Genomic DNA, 26,673 nt, shown 5'->3' with positions numbered 1-26,673 from the left:
TCGCCCAATCTAGCTTTCGCATTCGGTGCAGTACAGGTGGCCATCCCGCTCTGCCGCAATCTGCGATCTGTGCTTGACCAGGAAACAGTTGAAGCACGTGAATTCGTCAGCTTGGGGCGGCGTAACCTGGATGAGGAGCTCTTCTCCGGAGAGATCGGCTCCCGGCAACTCGAAAGCATCAGCTAAATCTGCTTCGTCCACGTCCACCGCTGAGGACTGACTCCCTGGCTGGCGCGTCTTGAGCTCCTCAATGGAGTCTTCGCTGACGTCTTCCTCAGTTTTCCGAGGGGCATCGTAATCCGTGGCCATCGTCTTTTTCGTCCTCCGAACCTGCAATGGATAGATTGCCGGACTGGCGCAAAACCTTTGTTTCCGGTGTACGGGTCCAACGCCGGGGTACGCGGATTTGTGCCCGATACCGGCCAGATTTTCCTCCGCCGTACCGCAAAAGTCCAGAGCTTCGCCAGGGCCTCACTTCTTCAGGCGGACCTTCGCCACAACGCCAGCCGGACGCCAGCCAAGATATTAACCCGGATGTTTTGCCGGAATATCACGGCACGCCCCTTGTCCTAATAGGAAAAGGCCCGCGTGGGTGGCAGAGTTTCGAATGTCAGTTATGCCATGTGGTGGAGGGTGTTATGCAGGATCTACGACTGGTAGGCGTCCACGACGACGGCGGCCATCTGCTTCTCAGCGGACCCGGCGGTGCGATGTTCCAGCTTCCGATCGACGAGGCCCTGAGGGCTGCCACCAGCCGGACCCCCGCCCAAGTGGCGGCACGAGCCGCCAACTCCCCCATCGCCATGTCACCACGGGACATCCAGGCGCGGATCCGCGGCGGAGCAACCGCCGCAGAAGTCGCTGAACTCTCGGGACTGCCGCTTGCCAGCGTGCAACGGTATGAAGGTCCCGTCCTTGCCGAACGTGAATATGTGGCTCGGCAGGCACGCAATATCGAGATCGCTTCTCCTGTCCCCGGCCACGACGTCTACCGTTCGGCGTTCGGCGACAACCCGGCGAGCCTCGGCGAGATGGTGAACCACCGGCTCGCAGCGCACGGCATCGATTCCTCAACGGTGGAGTGGGACTCTTGGCGTCGCGCTGACGGTACGTGGACGGTCGTGGCGCGCTTCGAAACCATTCCGGGCGCCCAGGGCAGCATCGGCGAGGAGCCACCGGCTATGTGGACGTTCAGTCCGCAACGGAAATCCCTGCAGAACGCCAACCGCTGGGCCCAGCAGTTGAGCGAACTCGAGCCCTTGGACGGCCCAGTGCCTGCACGGCGCCTCACCGCCGTGTCCGATCGGCCCTTCGACTTCGAAACCGACGCCGAGACCGCTGCGCGCACGTCAGCCAAGGACTCGGACAGCCTGCTGGAGATGCTGCGTTCCCGGCGCGGCCAGCGATTGGGCGTGGACGAAGAGGCGGACGACGCCTTAGCGGTCCTCTTGACCAATGTTCCCGCTGCCCACCCGAGGCCCGAGGACGTCGACGCAATCGAGGAACCCGCCAGCGCGGACCCGGAGACCGATCCGACGCCTGCCACGCGCTCCCGCAGGGACGGCAGGCCCTCGATACTTTCGCGGCTCAGCTTGGCGCCGATGCACACAGACACGGGCGACGACGGCGACGCTTCCTTGCGGCTCCATGAGGGCGTCAGCACGGACACGCGGGAAATCACGGTGGTGGCCAGTCCCCTGCGGACAGTCTCGGGGCCGGGCGCACGGAAGCCCGCCGGCCTGGATGAGCTTCTCGGCAGCGGCGGTGATGGAGCCTCAGCTGTGGATCCATCCGATACCGACCATGCTGACACGCACACTGCCGAGATACAGATTCAAGGGACCAAGGTTCAAGGGACAAAAGCCGCCGACCCCGAGCCACCAAGCTCAGAGACACCAAGCTCAGACACACCGGATTCAAAGGCCCCTGCCAAGCATAAAGAGCCAGATGTTTCCGCGGAGCGGCAACCGTCCCGGCCTAAACGCTCAAGCATTCCCAGCTGGGACGAAATCGTTTTTGGTGCCCGCGGAGACTAGCATCCCTGTTCGGGCCTGATCCCCGAACGCGCACCAATCACCGAAGGCACAACCCCGGAACGCACACCCCCGAAACCTCGGTCAGCCGCGCTTGCCCGTAGCCGTGAAACAAAGCAGCGGGATCTCGCGCTCGGCCTTGGTCAGTGATCCGTGCTGTCCTACCACTTCCAGGGACGCCGGCCTCACCCTTCGGGTGTCATAGAGGGCTAAGGTATCCCGGGCCGCGATCATGACGTCACCAATCCTCGAGGCGACCTCCGGGCGGACGGCGCCGAACAATCCGGCGTTTACTGCTTGCTCCCGCGTGAAGGCCCAAATACGTTCGCCAAAACGCTGGCGCCAGGCAGCAATGAGAGCCTCCCGGTGGGTCTCATTGGTGTCCGGTTCCAAGTAAAGATGAACCATGCGGGGTTCCCCCGCGGTGTGCCGTACACCGGAGACCAGCGACGCATCGGCGGAGTAGTCGATGCGCTGGGACTCGGGAACATCCAGCATCCCGTGGTCCCCTGTCACGACGATCGTGGTCCCGGCGGGCAGGGTGGCGGCGAGGCGTTTGATGGTGAAATCGAGCTCTTCCAGCTGATGCTCCCACCGCTCCGACTGGGATCCGTACCGGTGGCCCGCTTTGTCCAGTTCGTTGACGTAGAAGTACATGAGGGACCTCTGGGACCCGGACATGGCTTCGGCAGCAGCAGCCGTGCGCGCGTGGAGGGTGGTTCCACCCGCGAAGCGGCTACCCCGCAGGGCTGCTTGCGTCATGGGGGAATTCCCGAACTGCGGCAGGCTGACAGTGATGACGTCAAGCTCCGCCGCAACCCGCTCAAAGACAGTGGGGCAGGGCTGCCATTGTTGCGGGTCCACCCCTGCGTCCCAGTTGCCAAGCAGGTTCACTACTTTGTCCTGGGCAGGATCGAGGACGTCGTAGCCCACCATCCCGTGCTGACCGGCGGGAAGGCCGGTGCCCAGGCTGGCGAGGGACGCCGCCGTCGTACTGGGGAAAGCCGAGTCTATCCACACCGGAATGTTCCCTTGCCCTGCTGCAGCGACAGAGCGCAAAAAGGGCGTATGTGAAGCCTTTTGTTTGAGCAGGTTCCGTCCCAGGCCATCGGCGAGGACCACGCAGACACGCTGCGTGGGGAGCAGCCCAAGGCGGTTGTCAAAACCAGGCACACCCAAAGCCGCGGCGGAACTGGTCATGACTTCGGCGATCGACCTGCTTCCGAACAGTGGCGCTGAAGGTACGTCCGTTTGCGGATCGCTCAACGCTGGTGTCCACGGTTCAAGCGGTTACTGAAAACGCCTGAACGGGGCCGGGGCGCCGGAACGGCCGAGTGCTGGAGAGGAGCCGCGTTGCCGGTATTGACCGCACGCAGAGCGCGGGCAAACGTTTTTGCGTCTTGAACGGCCTGGAGCCCGTCTGCCTCAGCACTGATGCGCAACACAATGTCTTCCTGGGCGATTGTGCCGCTGTAGCCATGATCGGCTTCGCACTGTGGATCACCGCAGCTGGCAGGTCCCATATCCAGCCGCTGGCCACCGGACCAAGCGATGGAGACCGTCAGCTCGCGTACCGGGTCCGACGGCTTGTAATCCTGCGGCTGGGCATAGATGTAGCTCAGCACGACTGAACGGATCTGGGCCACTGGCACCGACTCGGTGGAGATTTGCGCGACGATCTGTTCGCCTGCCTCGTCCAGTTGCTGGTCATCCACGTGGGTGATCACCAGCATGTCCTCGGTGAGCACCAGGACGGTAATGTGCCGGCGTACCTCAGCCCGGTCGAAATGGGTCTCCAGATGCACGAGGTGCGACAAGCATTCGCGACCGTCCAGGGCATCATCCACGACGTCGGACACCAACCGTGGGTAGAAACCCGCCTGTTCCAGGGCTTGGGCCAAGCTCTGCCCTTGGGAGGTGTGGTGGTGGGAAGTGTGGGACCCGGTGTTGGACGGACCCGAGTGGGGCGTCGGAGACTGCGTGCTCATTCCCCCATTTTCACAGATCGCCCGGTGACTTCCTAACCGCATCCCTGCCCTGTGGACGGAACTCGGCGGCTAGCCACGCATGGCCCGGCGGGCACTGTCAGTCCGCTGCGCCGCGTTCCCGATCCAGACTTCCGCGCCAAGGATTGCCGCTCCTGACGAGCCGGCGAGGACCGGGTTGAACTCCACCAAGGCAATGCCCGGGTGGTCGTCCTTAAGCTTCGCCAGCCGAGCTGCAATGTCTTCCAAGGCTGCAACGTCCACGGCCGGCAAGCCTTGGTAGCCGAAAAGCTTCCGTGATGCCCGGGGAGACCGGATCACATCATGCAAGTCCGCTGTGGAGAGGGGCGGAACCCGATGGGCCCAGTCATCCAAGAGGTTCACGGCATCCCCTGCCAGCCCAAAGGAGACCACCGGCCCCAGCAGCGGGTCCTCCATGGCGCGGAGCGTGCAGGCTTGTCCCACTGGTGCCATTGCCTGCACTTCAAGGGATGGGGACCCGTACGGTGCCAAAGCCCTGCGCATCTGGGCGACGTTTTGCCGCAGGGATTCGGCATCCTGGATATCAAGCCGGACGCCGCCAAGGTCAAGCCGGTGCCGAAGGGAAGGTTCCGTGGTTTTCAGGACCACGGGCCAGCCCATTTCCTCTGCTGCCACCACCGCTTCATCCGGGGTTGCGAAGCCCACAGACGGCAGGACATCGATGCCGTAGCCGGACAGCAACGTCGCGGCAGCACCGGCGTCGAGCTTCCTGAGCTCATCGCCTTCGAGGTCGGCCAGCATCGACGCCAGAAGGTCCCCCGTCCCATCTACATCGCACCCCTCCGGGTCAAGGAAGAGCCCTTGGTCGCGATCACGCCACTGGGCATACCGGACGGTCGCAGCCAGCGCCGCAACAGCGGTCCCGGCGCTGGAATAACAGGGCAGATACACCCCTCCTTCGCCCCCGACCAAGCCTTCCACCTGGATCGAGGGATCAAGGATGCCCGTGAATGCGGCAACCACCGGTTTCCCGGCCCGGGAGGCGCACTCGGCAAGAACGCCGGCCAAGGCTTCAACAGTGAGGCCTCGGACGGGCAGGAGAGCTGCCACTACTGCGTGCACCGTCTCCTCTGCCAAAGTTTCCTGCAGGCGGGCCCGCAGTGCGGGCAGGGCAACGGACATGCCGGCTTCAAGGTCCACATCAGTGACAAAGCGCTTTACGTCCAGCCCGAGCGGACCGGCACTGTCGGCGACCACTTTGGCCAGGGCCGTGGAGTTGGAAAACACGGCCACACCCGGACCGCTGGGCAAAGCCTGCGTGGAAACCACTTGCGCGATGTCCATCAGTTCTTCGATGGTGTCCACCCGGATAACCCCGGCTTGGCGCAACATGGCATCCAACGCAGCCGGTGGAGCCTGGGTGGTCCGGACGGCATGACCGGGCGGCAGGCTAAGGCCCGTGACGTCGGACTTGGCAACAATGACGGGCTTGTTCCGCGACAATCGCCGTGCCAACCGCGAGAATTTGCGTGGATTGCCGATTGATTCGAGGTACAAACCCACCGCAGAGGTATCGGCGTCGTCCTCCCAAAACTGCATCGCGTCGTTGCCCGAGATGTCGGCGCGGTTCCCGGCGGACAGCACCGAGGACAAACCCAGCCGCCGCCGACTTGCGGCAGCATAGACGGACACACCCACGGCCGCGGACTGGCTGAAGAGGCCCAGGCTGCCTCGCCGGGGCATGGTGGGGGCCATGGATGCATTAAGGGAAGTTGCCGGGTGTGTATTGACGATCCCCAACGATTCGGGGCCGATGACCCGCATCCCGTTAGCTCTGGCGCGCCGAACCAAGTCGTGTTGACGCGCAAGGCCGCGTTCGCCGTCGTCGGCAAATCCCGCCGTCGCGACCACAATTCCCTTGAGTCCGGCGCCGATGCAGTCCTCCACCACTTTGGGAACCTCATCGTAGGGAACAGCGATGATGGCCAACTGGACCGGCCCGGGTATGTCCGAGAGTTTGGCGAACGAGATCATGCCCGCCAGTTCAAAGGCCTCCGGATTGACGGCGTACACCGGGCCTTTGAACCCGCCCTCGATGATGTGTTCGAGCAGTTGGTGGCCGATGCTTCCCCATTTACGGCTGGCACCGATCACAGCCACCGACGACGGCGACAACAGGTCGCGGACGCTGCGAGCCTCCGCGCGGTGTTCCCGGGATTCCATGACCGCACGGGATTTCTCCGTGGGGTCGATGTTGAACTCGACTGAGACCACGCCGTCGTCGAATTGCCGTTTGAGGTCATAGCCGGCATCGGCAAAGACCATGAGCATCTTCCTGTTGTCCGGCAGCACTTCGGCCGTGAAGCGGCGGATCCCGTTTTCACGGGCGGCCACAGCCAAATGCTCCAACAGAATGGAGCCAATTCCGCGGCCTTGGTGGGCGTCTGAAATGTTGAAGGCGACTTCAGCCTCCAGCGGGTCATCGAGCCGGTCATAGCGGCCGATCCCGATAATCTCGCCCCCGATGGTGATAACGAAAGCCACCCGGCTGACGTGGTCCACTTCAGTGAACCGCCGCACTTCCTTGCCCGAGAGCTTGGGCTTGAATGAGAAGAACCGCATATAGATGGAAGCTTGGGACTGGGCCGCGTGGAACGCCTGCAAAGCATCGGCATCCTGGGGCCTGATAGGGCGGAGGTGGGCGGTCCCGCCGTCGCGCAGGACGACATCGGCCTCCCAATATTCCGGATAAATGCCGACGCCGGGCTGATCCACCATAGGCTTAGCCTAGCTAAAACATCCGCAGTACAACTTTCAAGGATTCACCGACCCCATGGCCCGCAGCCAAACTTCCGCACGCAAGGGCGAGCCCCTCGGCGACTTCACCGAAAACATCGTTGATATCGACGTCACTTCCGAGATGGAAGGCTCCTTCCTGGAGTACGCCTACTCGGTCATCTATTCGCGCGCCCTCCCGGACGCACGCGACGGCCTCAAGCCCGTCCAGCGGCGCATCCTGTACATGATGGCCGACATGGGACTGCGCCCGGACCGTGGACATGTCAAGAGCGCGCGCGTGGTGGGTGAGGTCATGGGTAAGCTCCATCCCCACGGTGACGCTGCCATTTACGACGCCATGGTGCGCATGGCCCAGGACTTCTCGCTGCGGTTGCCTTTGATTGATGGCCACGGCAACTTCGGCTCGCTCGACGACGGCCCGGCCGCCCCGCGCTACACGGAAGCACGACTCGCCGCCGCCGCGTTGACCATGACGGACCACCTGGATGAAGACGTGGTGGACTTCGTTCCGAACTACGACAACCAGCTGACCCAGCCGGAGGTCCTCCCCGCAGCGTTCCCCAACCTGTTGGTGAACGGAACCACCGGAATCGCCGTGGGCATGGCAACCAACATGGCTCCGCACAACTTGGTGGAGGTCATCGCCGCGGCACGCCACCTCATTGCGAAGCCGGACGCCACGCTGGACGAGATCATGCGTTTCATCCCCGGCCCGGACCTGCCAACGGGCGGCCGTATTGTGGGCCTTGACGGAATCCGCGATGCCTACGCCACCGGCCGGGGCTCGTTCAAAACCAGGGCAAAAGTCGAGGTGGAACAGCTTTCGGCGCGGCGGACCGGCTTGGTGGTTACCGAACTCCCCTACATGGTGGGGCCGGAGAAGGTCATTGAGAAAATCAAGGACGCCGTCAACGCCAAGAAACTAACGGGCATCAGCGACGTCGTGGACCTAACGGACCGTAACCACGGCCTGCGGCTCGTTATCGAGTTGAAGAACGGCTTCAATCCGAACGCCGTGCTGCAGCAGCTGTACCGCTACTCCCCCATGGAAGATTCCTTCGGCATCAACAACGTCACTCTTGTTGACGGCCAGCCGCAGACTCTCGGGCTGCTGCAGTTGCTGCAGGTCTATGTGGAACATCGCCTGAATGTGGTGCGGCGCCGCACCTCGTTCCGCTTGGGCAAAAAGAAGGACCGCCTCCACTTGGTGGAGGGCCTGCTGATCGCGATCGTGGACATCGATGAAGTTATCCAGATCATCCGTTCGTCCGACGAAGCCTCGGCTGCACGGGAACGGCTTATGTCCATCTACGATCTCACCGAGATCCAGGCCAACTACATCTTGGAACTGCGGCTCCGGCAGTTGACCAAGTACTCCCGCCTTGAGTTGGAGAAAGAGCAGGACGAGCTCCGCCGCGAAATCGAAGCCCTTGAGGCCATCCTTGCCTCTGACGAGCTGCTCCGCGACGTGGTGTCCGGCGAACTCGCCACCGTCGCCGAAAAGTACGGCACGCCCCGGCGCACGGTGCTGCTGGAATCAGAGGCGGTCTCCCCCACGGTGGCTGCAGCCCTCGCCGCTGCTGCGCCTGGTCCCAAGGGCAAAGGTGCGGCGCTGGCCCTGGAAATCCCGGACGACCCCTGCTGGGCGTTGCTGAGCGTTTCGGGCCAGATCGCCAGGACATCCAACCAGGAGCCGCTCGCTGAATCCGGACCCCGGACAAAGCATGATGTCTTCCGCTCCGCGGTAAAAACCACGGCCCGGGGAGAAATCGGCGCGGTCACCTCCCAAGGCCGCATGTTGCGGTTGCAGGTCATGGACATGCCCGTCCTGCCGCCGGTCTCCGGCCTTCCGAACCTGGCCGGCGGCGTCCCGGCGAAGGACTTCATCACGTTGCTCAAGGGTGAGTCGCTGGTGGCATTCGTCCCATTGGATGCGGTTCTGGCCATAGGCACCGTTCAGGGCGTGGTCAAACGCGTCCAGCCCGAGTATCCGTTGAACCGCGAAGACTGGGACATCATCGCCTTGAAGGACAAGGATTCAGTCCTCGCCGTGGAACCGGCCCAAGAGGACGACGTCGACCTCGTGTTCGTGACCAAACAGGCACAATTGCTGCGGTTCAGTGCCTCCAACGTCCGCCCGCAGGGACGGACAGCAGGCGGAATGGCTGGCATCAAGCTTGCCGCGGGCGACGAAGTCATCCACTTCGGTGCCGTCCGTGCCGATGATGCCGCGGCCGTCGTCGTTACCATCGCCGGGACTTCAGGCGCCCTGCCGGGCACGGCACCGGGAACCGCCAAGGTAACTGCCTTTGAGGAGTATCCCGTCAAGGGACGGGCCACCGGGGGCGTGCGCGTGCACCGGTTCCTCAAAGGCGAGGACACTTTGCTTCTTGCGTGGGCAGGACATGGCCCGGCGAAGGCATCGTCCGCAGCGGGGGTGGCAAGGTCGCTGCCGCAGGAGCACGGACGCCGTGACGGCTCGGGTGTTCCGTTATCGCAACCAGTCGAGGCTGTGGGCCCAAGCATGGCCTGGGCGCAGGAGGACTAGCCGCTAACGGCATCTTGCCGAAGGGCCGCATTGTTGGCGAAAGGCAGTAAGGCCAAGCTGGACGCCTGGCCTGGCTGCCCTTCCTTCCTGCTGTGCTTCCTCCAGTGCTTCCTTATGGGGTTTGGTTGAGGCTCAGGATGTTGCCCTCACTGTCCAGGAACCACGCAGCAGCGCTTCCGTCCGGCATCCTTGCCACGCTGTTCTCGGTCTTCAGCCCGGGGAAGTCGTAGTCCTCAAAGACCACTCCCTTCTCCCGCAACTCCGCAACAGCGGCATCAACGTCGCTGACCATCCAGCCCATTTGTGTGTTCTTTGCCGTACCAGCGTTCGACGTCTGGTAGATGAAGAATCCGGTTTCGTCGCCGCACTTGTACATGAGGTTGTCCTCGGCGTCCGGGTTCTCCGGTTCCAGCCCGAGCTTCTCGCTGTAAAACGCGCGTGCCCGGCCGATGTCCTGTGCCGGTAGAACGGCACCAACTTGCAGATCTTTGAGCATATCTTTCTCTTTCCGGCTCTCCTCCCGGGACGAACTTTACTCTCGGAGAGGTTCGGAAGTAACAGGGGTCAGGTACCTGTTTCCGGCCCGGCAGCCCGCGTCTGGCAGGGCATGTGAACGGGATCAGCTTAGACTGGCGGCATGCCGATCATCCCTGATGAAAAAGACTGGACGTGGGTGCTCTCCGAGCCCTGCCCCGACTGTGGTTTTGATCCCTCCACCGTCACTCCCTCGGTAGTCCCGGGCGTAGTACTGAACATGCTGCCCAGATGGCGCGCGGTCCTGCGCCGGGGAGAAGCATCGGAGCGCCCAAACGACCATACGTGGTCCAATCTGGAGTACGCGTGCCATGTGCGCGACGTCTTTAGCCTCTTCGACCAGCGGCTTAACCTCATGCTGACCGAGGACGACGCAAGGTTCGGGAATTGGGATCAGGACCAGGCCGCGGTGGACGGCGACTACGGGTCCTCGGACCCGCAGACCGTTGCCGACGAGCTTCAGGCAGAAGGCGAGCAGATCGCAGAGTCCTTTGCCCGGGTAGTGGAGGACGACTGGCAGCGCACCGGGATCCGCAGCAACGGATCAGAGTTCACGGTGCTGACGTTTTCGCGGTATTTCCTGCACGACGTCGTCCATCACCTCCACGACGTGGATGGCTGATCTACGCCTCGGTAGCCAACAGCTCTCCTGTCACTATGGCCGCTGCTCTTCCGGACAACTCGAGCCGCACGTCAGATGGGTCGATGTCCTCCGGATTGTGGGTCACGAGCACTACGGTGACATCCCGAAGTCCGGCCCTCAGGATCGCCATCATCTCCCGAGCCGAGGCCGAATCCAGATGGGCAGTTGGCTCGTCCAGCAAGAGCACCGATGCACCTGTCAAGAGCGTCCGTGCCATGGCTAGGCGCTGCCTCTCGCCGCCACTGAGGAAAGTGCCGCCCGGGCCAATCCGAGCGTCCAAGCCCCCAGGCAAAGCCTGCACCAGACTGTGAAGTCCGACGTCGGCCAGCGCCTTCTGCATCTCGGCCTCGCTGGGCTTCGCTCCCGTAGGCCGGCTCAGGAGCAGGTTTCCCCGAATGGTGGAGTCGAAGAGGTGAGCCTCTTGGGGGCACCAAGCGGCGACGCCCGTCACACGCGCCACGCCTTCAGTCAGTGGCAGGAATCCGAGCAGCACGGATAAGAGCGTTGACTTCCCCGCACCCGAGGGTCCCGTGACAACTAGCCAACGCCCAGGGCCAGCTTCAGCCGTAAGCCCGGAAAACACGGTCGGACCACCGGGCCATGCTGCCGCCGCGCCAACGAGTTCAAGGCCAGGTTGAGCAGGCCCACCCGCGGCCTTGCCGGGACGGTCGGGCAGGTAACGGACACCGGCGTCGAGCATCTTCCCGGCCTGTTTCGTGTCGCCGTCGGCGGTGGCGTCCAAGGCGCCCGAAGTTCCAACCCGGCCCAGGACCGCCCTCAACGCCGGGGCCAGACGGGCTGCGGAAGCAACCCCGCTGAAGGGTTCCACCAGAGCCAGCAGCACCAGGACAACCACGGCCGTGAGTTCCGGAGGCAGGCCGCCATGTAGAGGCTGTGCACAAAGGACTCCGGCCCACAAAGCACCAAGGGAGCAGCCGAGCACAATCAAGCCCTGGCCCAGTCCTTCCGCCCAAGCGGAGCGCTGGGCGGAAGCCGTGGCCTCGCGGTCCTTGGCGCGCAGGGCGGAGAGGACGGGTTCACTCACCCGGTTGGCGCTGAGATCCTCGCGGGCATTTAGCGCCACCGCGACTCCCCGGAGGACCACCGCGCGGACCTTCTGCTCAGATGTGGTGGCGTTCCGGTCGGCCAGGACGGCTCCGATCGGTGCGAGTACCAGCCCCATCACAGTGGCAAGCATCGTGGCGGGCAGCGCCGGCGGCGCGATGATGGCGGTCGCGCAGATAGCCGCCGCGCCCACTCCCACCGCAGTGACCGGAGGCAGGACCACTCGTGGCAGGAGGTCGCGGAGGGTGTCCACGTCATCCACGATTGAACCAAGTACATTGCCGCCCTGCAGGAGTCTCCGCAGGGACAGGGCACGGCGGCTCAGGGTTGCCCACAGGGCACCGCGGAGTCGCGTCATGGCCGCGAAGACGGCGTCATGGGTGAGGAGCCGCTCGGAGTAACGCAAAACGGCACGTCCGAGGCCGAAGAACCGCACTCCCACGATCGCGCCCAACAGGTAAAGAATGGGCGGTTGCTGGCTGGCCCTGATGATCAGCCAACCGGACAAGCCGGACAGGGCCACAGCAAACAGGGCCGCCAGGATAGCCAGGGCGCCTGCGGCCAGGAACTTTCCGCGAACCGGTGCAAGGACCCTCAACAAGCCTCTGATACTCGCTTGCGTCGACGCGCTGGCGCCTTCAGGAACCTCGTCCGTGTCCGCCTGCCCGTACGCTGCAGCCGCCTCGGTGGCCCTGACGGGATCCAACTCCGCGAGATACGGCACGGCAGGCGCCCGGACTGTGCCGCCAGCCCCCGGCAAGCGGGGCCGGCCCACGGACACGACGTGGTCTGCGAGCGCCCTGGTCTGCGCGTCATGGGCAACCAAGAGAATGGTTGTGGTGCCGCGCAGCGATTCAATGGCGTTGCGAACCGCGCCGGCGGCAGAGAGGTCCAGGTGGGCGGTCGGCTCGTCGAGCAAGAGGATTTTCGCTCCGGCCTCGAGTCTGGCAAGTCCTCGGGCAAGCGCCACCCGGCGCAGCTCGCCGGGGCTCAGTTCGGCGGGTACTTTGCTTGCGAGGTGGCTTGCCGAGGCCAAACGAAGTACGCGGGCAACGGCCTCAGCGGTGTCGAGTTCGGTCTCCCCCAGATAGAGCCCTATTTCTTCCCGCACGGTGTCCGAGGCCATGACCGGGTGCTGCGGTACCCATGCGACGGATTCCGGGTGGACTCCTGTGACGGTCCCGGTGACGCTTGTACCCTGCCCGGACCCAATGAGTCCCGCCAGGACGCGCAGGATGGTACTTTTCCCGGCGCCGCTCTCGCCGTCGAGCGCTGTTATGGCACCTCGGGGGGCGGTGAAGGTCAGCGGCCCGACGGCGGCCTGGCTCATGCCGGCGTAGGTGACCGACAGCCCTGTCACTACGACGTCGGCGAGCGGCGCACCGTTCTCGGCAGCGGTCACGGGGTGCTGGCTGGGAGCGTTGAGTACAGCGTTGGTTGTTTCCAGCGCTGCACGCCCGTCATCACTGGCGTGGTGGGCGGTGCCCAACTCCCGGAGGGGAAGGTAGCACTCGGGAGCGAGGATCAACGCCAGCAGGCCCGCCTCGAGCGGCATATCGCCCGACACGAGCCGCACACCGATGAACACGGCAACCACGGCCACCGAGATGGTTGCTATGAGCTCGAGAACCAGCGCCGAAAGGAAAGCCGTGCGGAGCGTACCCATGGTTCGCCGACGGTACTCCTCAGAGATTTCTTCCAGCGCTGCACGCTGTTCGCTGGCCCGGCCGAGGCCCACCAGGACGGGCAGTCCCTTGGCAAGTTCCAGGATGTGCCCGGACAGTTTGCGGAGGGTGGTCTGGGCAGCACGAACGGTGTCCTCTGTGTGGCGGCCAATCAGCACCATGAAGAGTGGCACCAGTGGCACCGTCAGGACGATCACCACGGCACTGACCCAGTCCGCGAAGAGTATCCGCGCCCCGATCAGCAACGGCACGGTGGCGCAGTTGATGAGTGCGGGAAGGTATTGGGTGTAGTAGTCGTCCAGCGCGTCCAGGCCTCGCGTGGCAAGGACCGCAAGGCCGCCGTCGTTCATTGGCTTTTCCGGCCCTGCGATGTCCCCGGCAAGCGAGCGCTTGAGCAAGCTCGCCCGAATTTCCTCTTTGACGCCCAAGGCGGCGCGGCGGGAGGCAACTCCTTGGCCCCAGACCGTCAGGGAGCGAAGGACGGCCCCGACGGCGCCCCAGAAAAGCCCGGTGTTCGCGTCGGCGGTTCCGGACGCGAGGTGGGCGAGCAAGCCGGCCGCCGCTTGGGCAATGAGTACGAGCGAAAGTGCCTTCAGGGCCGAGAGCAGGCCGATCCAGTAAAGGGCGGAGCGGGTGGTGGGGCCTGAGGGAAAGACGGGCTTCATCGGGGTCACTAGGCCAGAGGCCGGTGATCGCCGGGCCGAGCTGCGTCGTCGGGAGCTGCACTGCCGGGAGCCGCTTTGGTCGAGACCAGCACCTTGGCGGCGATTGCGGGCAGAAATCCGTGCGCTTCAGGGATATGTGCTGCACTGACACGCCGCCTGAAGACCCAATAGGTCCATGCTTGGTACGCAATCACCAGCGGCAATCCGATGGCTGCGACGATGCTCATCAGGCCGAGGGTGTAGTTCGAGGACGAGGCGTTGGAGATGGTCAGGTTGAACGCGGGATCAATGGTGGACGGAACGACCACCGGGAACGCTGCTCCGAAAATTGAAGCCGTAGCGCAGACGAGGAACCCGCCAAGGGCGCTGAAAGCCCGCCCCTCCGACCCTGTGCGGGCCATACGCCAAGCCAACACCGCCGCCACCACACCTGCTGAAGCGATCACCCATGTCCAGGGTTTGCCCGCAAGGACCTGCAGGGCCACCATCCAACCGATCATCGGCAGTACGGCCACCGGAAGCAGCCGCACAAACCAGCGCCGGGCCCGGTGCCGCACCTCGCCGTCGGTCTTCAACGCGAGGAATGCCAGCGCATGGACCAGGGCGAACGCCACGACGCCGAAGCCCCCCAGGAGTGCGTAACCGCTGAACCAGGACATGGGTCCGCCCGTGCGGTCGCCGTTGGCGTTCAGGGGCAGGCCAGTGGTGGTGAGCGCCAAAGCTGCGCCGACGCCAAAGGCAGCGAGGAAGGATCCGACGGCGATCGCCCAGTCCCAGCCCCGGCGCCACTTCTCGGAATCCACTTTGCCGCGGTATTCGAAGGCGACGGCGCGGAAGATCAGGGCCACCAGGACAGCGAGCAAAGGCAGGTACAGCGCAGAGAACAGCGAGGCGTACCAGAGCGGGAAGGCTGCAAACGTGGCCCCTGCTGCCGTCAGTAGCCACACCTCGTTCCCGTCCCAGACAGGCCCGATGGTATTGAGCAACACGCGGCGTTCAGTGTTGGTGCGGGCAAACAGCTTCATCAGCATGCCGACCCCGAGGTCAAAACCCTCAAGGAAGAGGTAGCCGGTCCAGAGCACAGCGATCGCGATGAACCAGATGGTTGGCAACAGTTCCATTGTCAGTCTCCCTGCTTCCTAGTAGGCGAAGGCCAGAACGTCGTCCGGGGTCCCGCGGTGACCGCCGTCGTCGTCGTTGTCTTTTGCGTCACTGTCTTTTGCGTCACTGTCTTTTGTGTGCCTGCCCAGTTCCGGCATGGCAGAGGCCACGCCGCCGCGGACGTACTTGACCAGCAGCTTCACCTCCACCACGAGCAGGACCGCGTAAATCGCGGACAACACGATGAGGGACGTCAGGAGCTCTCCCGCACTGACTCCAGGCGAGACGGCGGCGGCCGTAAACATGAAGACCTGATCGATCCCGTTCATGTCCGGGTTCGGGGCAACCACGAACGGCTGGCGCCCCATCTCGGTGAAGATCCATCCGGCTGCGTTGGCACCGAACGGTGCGAGGATCCCTAGCACTGCGAGTCGCATCAGCCATGTGGACTGCGGCACGATGCCTTTGCGGGTCACCCACAAGGCCACCAGCGCGGCGAGTGCCGCCAGTCCACCAAAGCCAATCATCATCCGGAAGCCCCAGTAGGTAACCTGCATGACGGGAACGTACTGGATTTCCTGACCGGCGCGGTCACCGTAGAGCGGGTTGTTCGGCACATGGGTGCCGTACTTTGCTTGGTACTCGCCGAGGAGGCTGTTCACTCCCTTGACTTCGGTGGAGAAGTCGCCTTTTGCAAGGAAGGACAGGATTCCCGGTACTTCGATGACGGCCTTGATGTCGTCACAGTTGGTGGAACCCAGGTTGCCCACACTGAGGACGGAAAAGCCGGTGCCGTCATGGCACGCAGCCTCGGCAGCTGCCATCTTCATGGGCTGCTGCACGAACATGAGTTTGCCTTGGAGGTCACCGGTGACAGCGGTTCCTGCGAAGGAGATCATGGCAACCACGGCCCCGATCCGCAAGGACCTCAGCCATACGGAGTAATCGCCTTTGTCGCGCCCGGGGATGGTTGCTTCGCCGACAACCAATGTGCCGTCCGAGCCCACAACATCGATGCCGTCCTTCCTGCGGCGCCACAGGTGGTACCAGGAAATGCCCAGCAGGAAGGCTCCCGCGACGCCAAGAGCGCCCAGAAGGGTGTGCGGAACGGCCACCAGGGCGGTGTTGTTGGTGAAGACGGCCCACGCGTCAGTCATCACCGGCCGGCCATTAATCATGGTGACACCGACGGGGTGCTGCATCCAGGAGTTCGCCACGATGATGAAGTAGGCGGAGAAAACCGAGCCGATGACGGCGATCCACAGGCAAGCGAGGTGGACACCGCGCTTCAGTTGCTTCCAACCGAAGATCCAGAGCCCCAGGAACGTTGATTCGACGAAGAAGGCCAGCAATGCTTCCAAGGCCAGCGGCGCACCGAAAACGTCTCCCACGAAGCGGCTGTACTGGCTCCATGCCATGCCGAACTGAAATTCTTGCACGATGCCTGTGGCCACACCCATGATGAAGTTAATGAGGAACAGCTTCCCCCAGAACTTGGTCATACGGAGATATTCGGGTTTCCCGGTGCGGAACCACAGTGTCTGGATGACGGCTACCACCATGCCCAGGCCGATAGTGAGCGGCACCATCATGAAGTGGTACACGGTGGTGATGCCGAATTGCCAGCGTGCGATTTCCAAGGCGTCCATGGCTGTCCTTTGTGCGGTGGACCGAAGTGGAGACTGACTTCTACGTACCGTAGAAAACTCTGTCTTCTACACAGTGTAGAACAAACGCTGCCCGCCCACGCCGCTTCTTCAAGTGAAGTCACACACGCGCCCCAGCGCAGTACGACTCGCTCCGGGTGTCGACGCACTAATAGTTCTACTTGGCGTAGAATGAGAAGTTGAAAAGCAGTAAATTAGTGATGGAATGTTGGATCATCGCTCCCGTCGGCACTCTTGCATGGGAACCGGGATGCGGAAGGTAGGGAAGTTTTGATGGCAAGTCTTGGGGAACTCGAGCGAGCAGTGATGGATTTGCTCTGGGCAGGCCAGCAAGCAGCAACTGCCAACACGTTGCGTGACCTTTTGGCACAGGATTCTGCTGCCTCGGACGGCACAGCCGGACACCAAGGTAAGGACCTGGCAGTTACCACGGTCCTCACGGTGCTTTCGCGCCTGGAGAAGAAGGGCCTCGTGGAGCGTGAGCGCGGAACGCGCCCCCACCGTTACCAAGCGGTCTCCAGCCGTGCCGACCACACCGCCGAACTCATGCACGAGGTCCTTGGCTCGGCCCCGGACCGCGAAGCAGTGCTGGCACGCTTCATTGGTTCCGTCACAGAGAGTGAAGCCGCTACCCTGCGCAAACTGCTCGGCTACAATTAGCCACTATGTTCTGGACCTCATACCTGCTTGCGGTCCTTGCACTGATTTTGGCGTGGCCGGTACCGGTACTCCTCTCGCGCGCACAATGGCCGGCACGCTCACCATTCACGGCCATGGTTCTCTGGCAGGCCATCGCCCTTGCCGGTGGCCTCTCGATGATCGGGGCCATGCTCGTTTACGGGCTCGAGCCCATCGGCGATAACCTCATTGCCGGGCTCAAGCGCTTGGCCGGAATGGTCTTCAACAACGAACCCACCACGGCGCTGGGCTTCTGGCACGTTTTCGCCTTGTCCGCGGCTGCCCTGCTGACCGCCCACTTGGTGTTCACGTTGTTGCTGACCTACTACAAAATTGAGCGCCAACGCCGCCGGCACCGCGAATTGCTGGCCCTTTTGGCGTCCCCGTCCGACGACGGTCCCCGCACCGTGGTCATCAACCACGACTCCCCTGTGGCCTACTGCCTGCCCGGTGGCGCCCGCTCCGTGACCGTACTATCTGATGGCCTGATGGCCGCATTGGAACCCGCCGAACTCCGGGCGGTACTCATCCACGAAAACGCCCACCTCTCGCAACGGCATGATCTGCTGCTGTGGGCTTTTGCTGCTTGGCGGCAAGCCCTGCCCTGGTTCCCCACAACACGGCTCGCCCAAACAGCGGTGAACTCCCTGATCGAAATGCTGGCCGACGACGTCGCACTCCGCTCCGAAAGTACAGGGACGCTCATCAAGGCGATCGCCATCGTGGCCAGCGGCACATCGAAGCCCGCGATAGGGACCGGCGCCCTGAGCGAGGGCGGCGTCGTCGTCGAAGGCAACCAAGTGAGCGCCATGGGCGGCGCTGACTCCCCGCGCACGACGGCGTCACGCGTCAGCCGGTTACTCTCACCACAGCCGGAACTGACCCGCGGCGCCCGCGCTACAGTACTGGCGGCGTCGGCCATGCTGCTGGCCGTTCCTACCGCGCTGCTGATCTTGCCGGGACTTTTCGGCTAGGCGCGGCGTTCCCCGTTACGCGTCAATGCGCTCCCTGTCCAAGGTGGCGGCACCGGCGATGATGAACTCCTTGCGCGGCGCAACGTCCGATCCCATGAGGAGATCAAAGACTTCCTCTGCACGCTGGGCGCTGTCGATGCCCACTTTACGCAGCGTCCTGTGCCGCGGGTCCATGGTTGTTTCGGCCAGCTGCTGGGCATCCATTTCCCCCAGGCCCTTGTAGCGCTGGATGGGCTCTTTGTAGCGCTTACCCTCCTTGGCGAGGTTGGCCAGCAGGACGTGAAGTTCAACTTCCGAGTACGTGTAGACCATCTCGTTGGCCTTCTGCCCGGGATTGATGACTTCCACCCGGTGCAAGGGGGGCACGGCCGCAAAGACGCGCCCTTGCTCAACCATGGGCCTCATGTAGCGGAAGAAGAGGGTCAGCAGTAGCGTCCGGATGTGGGCACCATCGACGTCGGCGTCCGTCATGAGAATGACCTTGCCGTAGCGGGCTGCTTCAATATCGAAACTGCGCCCGGAGCCTGCCCCCACCACCTGGATGAGTGCGGCGCACTCGGCGTTGGAAAGCATGTCTCCCACCGATGCCTTTTGAACGTTGAGGATCTTGCCGCGGATTGGCAACAACGCCTGGAAGTCGGAGGAGCGGGCCAGTTTCGCGGTACCCAGCGCAGAGTCGCCCTCCACGATGAAAAGCTCCGAACGGGCAACGTCATCCGTGCGGCAATCCGCGAGCTTAGTGGGCATGGAGGACGTCTCAAGGGCGTTCTTCCGGCGCTGGGTTTCTTTGTGGACGCGAGCGGAGATGCGGGATTTCATCTCGCTGACGATCTTCTCGAGCAGCAGAGCGGATTGCGCCTTGTCATTGCGGTTGGCCGAGTTGAGCCTGTCGGTGATTTCCTTCTCCACCACCTTGGCCACTATGGCCCGCACCGCGGATGTACCCAGGATCTCCTTGGTTTGTCCCTCGAACTGCGGTTCCGCAAGCCGGACCGTCAGAACTGCTGTAAGACCGGCCAGGACATCGTCTTTCTCGATCTTGTCGTTGCCCGCTTTGAGCTTCCGCGCGTTGGTTTCAACAGCTTTACGGAAGGTCTTGAGCAATGCTGCTTCGAAGCCCGCCTGGTGGGTACCGCCCTTGGGCGTAGCGATAATGTTGACGAAACTACGCGTGGTGGTCTCATAGCCAATGCCCCACCGCAGGGCGATGTCCACTTCGCAGTCGCGGTCCACTTCCGCTATTTTGCTGTGACCGTTTTCGTCCAGGACGGGAACGGTTTCCTTGAACTTTCCGGAGCCGTGCAAACGCCACACATCGGTTACTCCGGAATCAGCGGCCAGGAACTCAACGAACTCCGAGATGCCGCCGTCGTGGTGGAACACTTCCTCGTGGACGCCGTTCTCGCCTGGGGTACCGGCAAGCTTGCGCTCATCACGGACCGTGATCCTCAGGCCGGGTACCAGGAAGGACGTCTGCCGAGCCCGCGCGGCCAGATCGTCATAGGAGAACTTTGCGTCCGGTGTAAAGATCTGCCGATCCGCCCAGTAGCGGACGCGGGTCCCTGTGACTCCCCGTTTTGCCTTACCCACCACGTCCAGCACTGAGTTCTCCACGAACGGCTCAAAGGGTGCAGCCGGACCTGGTTTGGCTCCGGAGTCAAGGAACCGGCCCGGCTCTCCACGGCGGAAGGACATCTGATAGGTCTTGCTCCCCCGGTCCACCTGCACATCCAGGCGGCTGGAGAGCGCATTGACCACGGAAGCTCCCACGCCGTGCAGGCCACCGGAGGCAGTGTACGAACCGCCACCGAACTTACCGCCGGCATGCAGTTTGGTGAACACAACTTCAACGCCGGACAAGCCCGTTTTCGGTTCGATGTCCACGGGAATGCCACGGCCGTCGTCGTGTACTTCCACGGAGTTGTCCGCGTGCAAAATGACCTTGATGTCATGGCCGAAACCGGCCAGGGCCTCATCAACGGCGTTGTCGATGATCTCCCACAGGCAATGCATCAGGCCACGGGAGTCGGTGGATCCGATATACATACCCGGGCGCTTGCGGACAGCTTCGAGGCCCTCAAGGACGGAAAGATGCCGGGCGTTGTATTCAGAATTCGGTGCCACTCGCAGTGTGCTCCTTCAGGTGTAGCTCAAACGTACTTGTCGGGCGCATCTGCGCGGGTAGTCACCGCGACACCGTGAAACCGCATAACACTGCCCCTACTAGGCTAGCCGCCGCTCGGTTCCGGTACGCGCAGCCACTCCCTATAGCCATCCGATGCGCCGTTACGTTACTCACATGTGATACGCGGACAGCGAAAGTCACCCATCCTTGCCATGGTTCTGCATCGAATACTGGTTATATGGATATACAGAACTACTAAGGAGGCCGACATGACAACAGCAGTTGCAGCCCGCACGCTCAACGCCGCTGACCGGTGCGATCGTTGCGGAGCCCAAGCATATGTCCGCGCTGTACTCGAGACCTCCGGCGGTGAACTGCTCTTCTGCGGCCACCACGCACGTGCAGTCGAGGCTACGCTTCGTCCCCTGACCTCGGACTGGCACGATGAAACCGAACGCCTCAACGAGAAGGCCCCTGTTCCGGTCGACTGACCGGAACAGCCCGGTCTCTGGGTCTCGGTAAGCAACATCCGACGCATCGCAAGGCTCCTCCCTCCGGGAGGGGCCTTGTTGCGTATGGGCTTACCAAACCCGCTCAGCCCAGAGAAGCAAAAAGCGACCCGGCCGAAGACACGGCCGGATCGCTCTGTGCTCTTGCTGAAAGCGGTTCCTAGTCCAGGTAGTCCCTGAGGACCTGCGACCGCGATGGGTGGCGAAGCTTGGACATGGTCTTGGATTCGATCTGACGGATACGCTCACGCGTTACACCGTAGACCTTGCCGATTTCGTCTAAAGTCTTCGGCTGGCCATCGGTCAGGCCGAATCGCATCGCCACGACACCGGCCTCCCGTTCAGACAACGTGTCCAGAACCGAGTGCAATTGCTCCTGGAGCAACGTGAAGCTGACAGCGTCAGCGGGAACCACTGCTTCGGAGTCTTCGATGAGGTCACCGAACTCCGAGTCGCCGTCCTCACCCAGGGGCGTGTGCAACGAAATCGGCTCGCGGCCATACTTCTGGACTTCAACAACCTTTTCAGGGGTCATGTCGAGTTCGAGGGCCAGTTCTTCGGGAGTGGGTTCGCGGCCCAAGTCCTGGAGCATTTGGCGTTGGACGCGCGCCAACTTGTTGATGACTTCCACCATGTGCACCGGGATGCGGATGGTACGGGCCTGGTCTGCCATGGCGCGGGTGATTGCCTGGCGGATCCACCATGTGGCGTAGGTGGAGAACTTGAATCCCTTGGTGTAATCAAACTTCTCGACCGCGCGGATCAAACCCAGGTTGCCTTCCTGAATCAGGTCCAGGAACAGCATTCCGCGGCCCGTGTAGCGCTTGGCCAAGGAAACAACCAAGCGAAGGTTGGCTTCCAAGAGGTGGTTCTTGGCGCGCTTCCCATCGTGGATGACGAACTCGAGTTCACGCTTGAGCTTGGGATCCATGGATCCATCGTCCGCGTTGATTTTCTCTTCCGCGAAGAGTCCGGCTTCAATCCGGAGGGCGAGGTCGACTTCCTGCTCTGCGTTCAGCAGGGCGACCTTACCGATCTGCTTGAGGTAGTCCTTGACGGGGTCCGCGGTGGCACCGGCTGACATGACTTGCTGCACGGGGGCATCGTCGTCGTCCGCGTCAGAGTAGACGAAACCGGAGCCGGACGGGGCGGCCTTGTCCTTGGCTGCTACGGAACCATCCTCAGCGTCATCGTCCCCAACTTCAACCTCCTCGGCGGCTGCAGGGTCGAAGTCTTCATCTTCGGCGCTGTCGTCTGAGTCCGCGTCCGAGGACTTGTTCGCAGCTTCCGCGGCAGCCTTGGCGCCGGGCTTGGGCCCACGCTTCTTCGGCGCCGGCTTCTCAGTATCAGAGGCCTTGTTGGCAGCACGAGTGGCCGCGCGTTTCGCTGACGTGGCCGCTTTCTTTTCTTCAGCGGTCAATTCAGCCTGGGCGGCGGGTTCCTTCTCGACGGAAGACGGAGTCACAGAAAACCTTTCTAGCGGCGGTCTGTGGAATCACCATGCGGGCAACACCACTATGACCCTGTCAAGTCCGCGATCAATTTCAAATGCGATCGCCGTCTGCAGAGTCCTTAAGTAGAACTCCGGACGACACTGATATGTTCCCGAATCAGGGGCCACAACAGGCATTCGAACGCGGACCCAACCGGGTCTCGGCATCCATTGTCTCACGGTTTCGCCAAACCAACGCCGTTGTGGCACGTTGTGGCGTCTAAACCAGCTGAGTTCGCCTGAAAGAGTTCGCCTGAGTTCGCTTGAGGGAACACTCCTCTTCCTTAGGAAGCGACGCCGCTGCCTCGTCGCCACGCAGACTCCGGACTCCGAGCCCACCCACATAGGCTCCCTTCGCCGAGGATGCCCGTGAACAACTCCGCGAAGCGATAGCCGGGGCAGGCTTCCAGTGCCCGAACCAGGCAGGCGTGAGCATGAGAGCCTCTCCCCTTGCACCAGGCCACCCATGCTTGCAGCGTCAACGCCGCAGCTGATGCTTCTCCCTGTTCTCCGTCACCGCAGAGCACGCCGAGCAGGCGCTGAAGTGCGTCCATGCAGCTCCAATCAGGGATGTCGGGTTGTTCGCCCAGCAAGACATCGCCGTAGGTGTAGACACCAGGCCGGTCCATGTCCTCACCCCTAACGGGGTCGCCGCCTCGGGCACGTTCGCTATCCCCGCCGACGCCACCACGACGCCGCGCATCCTCTTCTGTCCCCGCGGCGCCACTCGGAGCGCCGAAGCACTGCCCACCCAACAGGTAGGGGTCGAAAGGGAGCGGATCTGAATCGTCACCGCTAAACAGCCCAAAGGCTTCTGCACCGGACTTGGCGCACTCGGAGCCAGCGGCCGACATCACCACCACTGCGTCCCTCCATGCGGGCACTTTGAGCGTAGCCCTCAGGAAGCCGATGAGGTCCTCATCGGTTTCCGCACACAGGTGGACCTGATGGCGGCTTCCGGCCAGCACGCCGCGCCACACGTCAAGGACGGCGTCGAAACAACGTTCGCTGCGCCATCTTCCTGACAACGAAAGTGAAAAACGGGCTTCGGCAGCCTCTACCTTGGGGCCCAAGCAAATAGCGTCAGAGGAGTTCCGCCGTTGATGCTCGCTTCTTGGAGACGGCCCGATGCTGCTGCCGCGGAATACCATCTCGGCGCTTAGGTGGCTGTTGGTGATCATCGCCACCGGCAATCCCGGCTGCGGGCAGCATTGTTCATCGGAGCAATACGCGCTGCGCCAATACTCCGACCCGACCAACCACGCATCCCGCACTGGCAAACCAACCTCGTCGAGGCTGTGCTGGAGGGCCTCCAGCAACGGCGTTGCGGCGCTGGTCACTGTGTGATCGCTCCAACCGTGATCGGTGTACACAACCAGCAGCACGCCGTCGGCATCCCTGTCCGAAATGAGGTAGCCCCGGATCTGGTCCGAAAATGCCGCAAGCCATGCCGCCAGTCGCGATGAGCTCGGTGTCCGTTGTGGCAGGTCCACCCGCAGCGTAGCCCCAAGAGCCTTGCCTTGCATGGTGATGGCGACAAGGCTGTCTTCCGGGCAGTAGCCCAGCATGTGGGGAACATAGCCGAGGATGTCTTCTGGTTGCTGGATGCTCAGCGTCTCGTTGGTGGTCATAACCCCACCTTCGGCCACCGCGGCGTGAGCGGACAGCGGCAAATGACCCTATGTGGATAAGACGCCGGCCGCAGCAAGCAGCTTAGCGATTGTTGTCCCGCTCGCGGTCGGCCGAGCGAGCTGCACGTCGCCTCTCTGCGCGTTCCCGCTGCTGCCGCACCAAGACCGTTACCAGCGGCGGAACGTGCGTTCCCTGCGCTGCCATCTGTCGCCGGACCTTCCGACGGGAAGCCAGGATGAGGACCGTTCCCAAGCCCAGCAAAACAAATTGAACGCTGAGGGCTACCCGGAAGGGTGCCAGGCCGTACAGGTTGCCGCCGGAGAATCCGCTGGCGTTGAGTACATCGAGAACAAGGCCTATGAGATAGATGGCCACCAGCGCTGCGATAAAGCCGCCGACGTTGACGATCCCTGTGGCCGTGCCGATCCTGTGCGACGGATTGAACGTACGGGCGAAGTCAAAACCGATCATCGATCCCGGACCGCCCAAGGCGAGCACCACCACCAACACCACCAAGAGCCACAGGGGTGCCCGTTCAGGCAGAAGCAATACAACAGCCCAGACCAATGCTGTGGCCGTGGTGATCAGGAGGACCATCGCAGATCGGCGCATGGGGTGCCTCGATACGAAGCGTCCCACGCCGGGACCGGAGATGATCGCCGTCGCCACAAAAAGTGCCATGAGTGCCGATACAGTTCCGGCATCCAAACCCTGCGCGGACAGCAGGAACGGGTAGCCCCACGTCATTGCGAACAGGTTCCCACTGAACTGGACCGTAAAGTGACTCCACAACCCCAAGCGCGTCCCGGGCTGTTTCCAAGCTCGGGACAAGGACACGGCGGTAGCCCGCATTCCTTGCCCGGTTGCCGGAGCCGGATGGCCTGGAGGCGCGTCCCTGAGCATGACAACCACCAAGACAACAGCAAGAACGGACATGGAGGCCAGCGTCAGGAATGCCGGCGTCCATCCGGCTGAGTGGAGAAGCAGGGCAAACGGCACAACGCTAAAGAGTTGACCCAGTTGCCCGCACATGCCCGTGAGTTGCGTAACCAGTGGAACCTTTGACGGAGCAAACCACAGCGGCACGAGGCGCACCACGGAGATGAAGGTCATCGCGTCCCCCGCGCCGACCAGAACCCTGCCCAGAACACCGCCGGGCACGCTGTCTGCAAAGGCCAGCTGTAACTGACCGAGCCCCATGAGCACTGCGCCGCCGGCAACCATGGCCCGGGAGCCGAACCTGTCCACCAGCACGCCGACCGGAATCTGCAGCCCCGCGTAGACCAACAGCTGCAAGACGGTGAAAAAGGAGATGGCCGAGGCACTGGCGTGGAACCGTTCAGTGGCCTCCAGTCCGGCCACACCGAACGAGGTTCGTTGCGCTACGGCCACCAAGTACGCAAAAACGCCGATCGTCCAGATGAGCCATGCGCGGGGAGAATTCACCCTTCGATTATGCCCGGTAGCTCCTCAAAGATGATTTATTGAGGCGAGTCTTTCCGTGCCAGGTACGCTTCCACCGCTGCACCGATGTCCTCTGCGTTGGGGAGCTCATCGTTCTCGTCAGCGAGAAGGGACCGCCGCACCACACCTTCGGACTTCTCGTCGTAGCGCATTTCAAGATTGGCGACGACGGCTTGGACTTCTTCGGACGACTCGATCTGTTCGGCGATCTGTCGGCCGACTTCCCGCCCCGCTTCCCGCAGCCGGTCAGTTGGCAGCATGAGGGACGTTGCGGCCCCCAAGTACTCCAGTCCGGCAACAGCGGCAGGCGGGTATTCAGCCTCCGAGAGATAGTGCGGCACGTGCATCACATAGCCGGCAACGTTGCGCTCGGCCTCTGTGAGACGCAGTTCCAAGATGTGGCCGATGGCAGCGGGCACTTCCACCGTGGGTTTCCAACTGGATATGCCTTCAATGAGTTCCGGGCGATTGCCGTGTACCGTGACCCCGATCGGCCGCGTGTGAGGGACGGGCATGGGAATCGAGTGGATCCAGGTCACCAGGTTGACGTCGAGCTTTTCCACTATTCCGACAACGGCCCTTGCAAATCGCTCCCACTGCAGGTCGGGCTCAAATCCGGCAAGCAGCAAAAACGGCTGGCCGAGCCCATCCTTGAGCTTGTACAGGCCCAGCTGCGGCGGCTGATAGTCCTGCACGTGGTCTTCCACGAAGCTGATGTGGGGTCGACGTGATCGGTAGTCGATGAGTTGGTCAGCGTCGAACATGGCCACCACCTCGACGTCGAGCTGGTCCAGCAGTTCGGCGTTGATTTGGCGAACAACATTTCCGGCGTCGGCAAAGCCCGTGAACCCCATGACCATGTTCAGACCACGCAATTCGGGGCTGTGGAAGGTTTCGATGTTGCTCGCATAGAGCGATTCCGGGCTGAGGAGCGAGCCGGATATCCGTTCAAACACGGCGTTTCCTTTCACGGGGCAGGACAATGGGATTCTCTGTAGTAGTGCAACGCTGCGGCGCGTCTTGGCATTCCTGCCTCCGGTGTGCCGCAGCTCTCATTTAATTGCTGTCCCCGGCACCTGAGAGACTACGATC

Annotated in this window: 19 protein-coding genes; 6 read left to right on the top strand and 13 right to left on the bottom strand. The window is 62.8% G+C overall.

Annotated features, from left to right (window positions below; genetic code table 11):
* Nucleotides 1–9 precede the first annotated feature (9 nt).
* Nucleotides 10–309 (bottom strand): DUF4193 domain-containing protein, encoded by a 300-nt coding sequence (locus tag QRN42_RS13055; protein WP_284979594.1) that lies wholly within the window; start codon nucleotides 307–309, stop codon nucleotides 10–12.
* Nucleotides 310–638: 329 nt separating this feature from the next.
* Between QRN42_RS13055 and sepH the strand changes: the two genes are divergently transcribed.
* Nucleotides 639–2,036, top strand: coding sequence for a septation protein SepH (gene sepH, locus QRN42_RS13050; protein WP_284979593.1), 1,398 nt, complete (start codon nucleotides 639–641; stop codon nucleotides 2,034–2,036).
* A gap of 81 nt (nucleotides 2,037–2,117) precedes the next feature.
* Here sepH and QRN42_RS13045 read toward each other — a convergent pair whose 3' ends face one another.
* The 3 genes from QRN42_RS13045 to QRN42_RS13035 all read right to left on the bottom strand — a co-directional run bounded on the left by QRN42_RS13045 (nucleotide 2,118) and on the right by QRN42_RS13035 (nucleotide 6,778).
* The gene (locus tag QRN42_RS13045) at nucleotides 2,118–3,299 is read right to left on the bottom strand and encodes an alkaline phosphatase family protein (protein WP_284979592.1); all 1,182 of its coding nucleotides are present in this window, start codon (nucleotides 3,297–3,299) and stop codon (nucleotides 2,118–2,120) included.
* Entirely contained in the window at nucleotides 3,296–4,021 is a 726-nt protein-coding gene (locus QRN42_RS13040; protein ID WP_284979591.1) for a DUF5998 family protein, read from the bottom strand. Before QRN42_RS13040 ends, QRN42_RS13045 begins: the two co-directional genes overlap by 4 nt.
* Before the next feature lie 69 nt (nucleotides 4,022–4,090).
* On the bottom strand, nucleotides 4,091–6,778 hold the full coding sequence (locus QRN42_RS13035) for a bifunctional acetate--CoA ligase family protein/GNAT family N-acetyltransferase (protein WP_284979589.1): 2,688 nt from the start codon (nucleotides 6,776–6,778) through the stop codon (nucleotides 4,091–4,093).
* A 55-nt stretch (nucleotides 6,779–6,833) separates the two neighbouring features.
* Between QRN42_RS13035 and QRN42_RS13030 the strand changes: the two genes are divergently transcribed.
* A complete protein-coding gene (locus tag QRN42_RS13030) occupies nucleotides 6,834–9,347 on the top strand; it encodes a DNA gyrase/topoisomerase IV subunit A (protein ID WP_284979587.1) in 2,514 nt (837 codons plus the stop codon).
* Between the two features lie 112 nt (nucleotides 9,348–9,459).
* Here the strand turns inward: QRN42_RS13030 and QRN42_RS13025 are convergent, their stop codons facing one another.
* Nucleotides 9,460–9,843 carry a VOC family protein gene (locus tag QRN42_RS13025; RefSeq protein ID WP_284979586.1) on the bottom strand — a complete coding sequence of 128 codons (384 nt, stop codon included), beginning with the start codon at nucleotides 9,841–9,843 and terminating at the stop codon, nucleotides 9,460–9,462.
* Nucleotides 9,844–9,984: 141 nt separating this feature from the next.
* Here QRN42_RS13025 and QRN42_RS13020 point away from each other — a divergent pair, with 141 nt between their 5' ends.
* Complete coding sequence (locus QRN42_RS13020; protein WP_284979585.1) at nucleotides 9,985–10,503, top strand: DinB family protein; 519 nt, start codon at nucleotides 9,985–9,987, stop codon at nucleotides 10,501–10,503.
* A gap of 1 nt (nucleotide 10,504) precedes the next feature.
* Here QRN42_RS13020 and cydD read toward each other — a convergent pair whose 3' ends face one another.
* Genes cydD through QRN42_RS13005 form a run of 3 tightly spaced genes read right to left on the bottom strand, consistent with a single transcriptional unit; the run spans nucleotide 10,505 to nucleotide 16,689 of the window.
* The gene (gene cydD / locus QRN42_RS13015; protein WP_284979584.1) at nucleotides 10,505–13,939 is read right to left on the bottom strand and encodes a thiol reductant ABC exporter subunit CydD; all 3,435 of its coding nucleotides are present in this window, start codon (nucleotides 13,937–13,939) and stop codon (nucleotides 10,505–10,507) included.
* An 8-nt stretch (nucleotides 13,940–13,947) separates the two neighbouring features.
* Nucleotides 13,948–15,060: a cytochrome d ubiquinol oxidase subunit II gene (gene cydB / locus QRN42_RS13010; RefSeq protein WP_284979583.1), complete on the bottom strand. Its 1,113-nt coding sequence runs from the start codon at nucleotides 15,058–15,060 to the stop codon at nucleotides 13,948–13,950.
* Between the two features lie 18 nt (nucleotides 15,061–15,078).
* The gene (locus QRN42_RS13005) at nucleotides 15,079–16,689 is read right to left on the bottom strand and encodes a cytochrome ubiquinol oxidase subunit I (protein ID WP_284979581.1); all 1,611 of its coding nucleotides are present in this window, start codon (nucleotides 16,687–16,689) and stop codon (nucleotides 15,079–15,081) included.
* Between the two features lie 291 nt (nucleotides 16,690–16,980).
* Between QRN42_RS13005 and QRN42_RS13000 the strand changes: the two genes are divergently transcribed.
* Together QRN42_RS13000 and QRN42_RS12995 are read left to right on the top strand one after the other, a co-directional pair.
* Nucleotides 16,981–17,367, top strand: a complete 387-nt coding sequence (locus QRN42_RS13000; RefSeq protein ID WP_284976059.1) for a BlaI/MecI/CopY family transcriptional regulator — start codon at nucleotides 16,981–16,983, stop codon at nucleotides 17,365–17,367.
* 5 nt (nucleotides 17,368–17,372) lie between these two features.
* Complete coding sequence (locus QRN42_RS12995) at nucleotides 17,373–18,359, top strand: M56 family metallopeptidase (RefSeq protein ID WP_284979579.1); 987 nt, start codon at nucleotides 17,373–17,375, stop codon at nucleotides 18,357–18,359.
* Nucleotides 18,360–18,374: 15 nt separating this feature from the next.
* Here QRN42_RS12995 and QRN42_RS12990 read toward each other — a convergent pair whose 3' ends face one another.
* Entirely contained in the window at nucleotides 18,375–20,483 is a 2,109-nt protein-coding gene (locus QRN42_RS12990) for a DNA gyrase/topoisomerase IV subunit B (protein WP_284979578.1), read from the bottom strand.
* 270 nt (nucleotides 20,484–20,753) lie between these two features.
* Between QRN42_RS12990 and QRN42_RS12985 the strand changes: the two genes are divergently transcribed.
* Nucleotides 20,754–20,975, top strand: coding sequence for a DUF7455 domain-containing protein (locus QRN42_RS12985; protein WP_284979577.1), 222 nt, complete (start codon nucleotides 20,754–20,756; stop codon nucleotides 20,973–20,975).
* A gap of 178 nt (nucleotides 20,976–21,153) precedes the next feature.
* Here QRN42_RS12985 and QRN42_RS12980 read toward each other — a convergent pair whose 3' ends face one another.
* The 4 genes from QRN42_RS12980 to QRN42_RS12965 form a co-directional block, all read right to left on the bottom strand.
* Nucleotides 21,154–22,458 (bottom strand): RNA polymerase sigma factor, encoded by a 1,305-nt coding sequence (locus QRN42_RS12980; protein WP_284979576.1) that lies wholly within the window; start codon nucleotides 22,456–22,458, stop codon nucleotides 21,154–21,156.
* Nucleotides 22,459–22,769: 311 nt separating this feature from the next.
* Entirely contained in the window at nucleotides 22,770–24,116 is a 1,347-nt protein-coding gene (locus tag QRN42_RS12975) for a DUF4192 domain-containing protein (RefSeq protein WP_284979575.1), read from the bottom strand.
* A gap of 82 nt (nucleotides 24,117–24,198) precedes the next feature.
* The gene (locus QRN42_RS12970) at nucleotides 24,199–25,563 is read right to left on the bottom strand and encodes an MFS transporter (RefSeq protein WP_284979574.1); all 1,365 of its coding nucleotides are present in this window, start codon (nucleotides 25,561–25,563) and stop codon (nucleotides 24,199–24,201) included.
* 35 nt (nucleotides 25,564–25,598) lie between these two features.
* The gene (locus tag QRN42_RS12965) at nucleotides 25,599–26,537 is read right to left on the bottom strand and encodes a proteasome assembly chaperone family protein (RefSeq protein ID WP_284979573.1); all 939 of its coding nucleotides are present in this window, start codon (nucleotides 26,535–26,537) and stop codon (nucleotides 25,599–25,601) included.
* Nucleotides 26,538–26,673: the final 136 nt, after the last annotated feature.

Source organism: Arthrobacter sp. fls2-241-R2A-200 (genome assembly GCF_030209745.1).
In the GTDB taxonomy this organism is placed as follows: domain Bacteria; phylum Actinomycetota; class Actinomycetes; order Actinomycetales; family Micrococcaceae; genus Arthrobacter.
Note: the sequence above shows the minus strand (reverse complement) of the source record. Positions and strands in the feature narration are given on the sequence as shown.

Excerpts from the sequence above, each read along its gene's own strand:
- QRN42_RS13055 (WP_284979594.1), bottom strand. The coding sequence starts at position 309 with ATGGCCACGGATTACGATGCCCCTCGGAAAACTGAGGAAGACGTCAGC.
- sepH (WP_284979593.1), top strand. The coding sequence starts at position 639 with ATGCAGGATCTACGACTGGTAGGCGTCCACGACGACGGCGGCCATCTG.
- QRN42_RS13040 (WP_284979591.1), bottom strand. The coding sequence starts at position 4,021 with ATGAGCACGCAGTCTCCGACGCCCCACTCGGGTCCGTCCAACACCGGG.
- QRN42_RS13035 (WP_284979589.1), bottom strand. The coding sequence starts at position 6,778 with ATGGTGGATCAGCCCGGCGTCGGCATTTATCCGGAATATTGGGAGGCC.
- QRN42_RS13030 (WP_284979587.1), top strand. The coding sequence starts at position 6,834 with ATGGCCCGCAGCCAAACTTCCGCACGCAAGGGCGAGCCCCTCGGCGAC.
- QRN42_RS13025 (WP_284979586.1), bottom strand. The coding sequence starts at position 9,843 with ATGCTCAAAGATCTGCAAGTTGGTGCCGTTCTACCGGCACAGGACATC.
- QRN42_RS13020 (WP_284979585.1), top strand. The coding sequence starts at position 9,985 with ATGCCGATCATCCCTGATGAAAAAGACTGGACGTGGGTGCTCTCCGAG.
- cydD (WP_284979584.1), bottom strand. The coding sequence starts at position 13,939 with ATGAAGCCCGTCTTTCCCTCAGGCCCCACCACCCGCTCCGCCCTTTAC.
- cydB (WP_284979583.1), bottom strand. The coding sequence starts at position 15,060 with ATGGAACTGTTGCCAACCATCTGGTTCATCGCGATCGCTGTGCTCTGG.
- QRN42_RS13005 (WP_284979581.1), bottom strand. The coding sequence starts at position 16,689 with ATGGACGCCTTGGAAATCGCACGCTGGCAATTCGGCATCACCACCGTG.
- QRN42_RS13000 (WP_284976059.1), top strand. The coding sequence starts at position 16,981 with ATGGCAAGTCTTGGGGAACTCGAGCGAGCAGTGATGGATTTGCTCTGG.
- QRN42_RS12995 (WP_284979579.1), top strand. The coding sequence starts at position 17,373 with ATGTTCTGGACCTCATACCTGCTTGCGGTCCTTGCACTGATTTTGGCG.
- QRN42_RS12985 (WP_284979577.1), top strand. The coding sequence starts at position 20,754 with ATGACAACAGCAGTTGCAGCCCGCACGCTCAACGCCGCTGACCGGTGC.
- QRN42_RS12975 (WP_284979575.1), bottom strand. The coding sequence starts at position 24,116 with ATGACCACCAACGAGACGCTGAGCATCCAGCAACCAGAAGACATCCTC.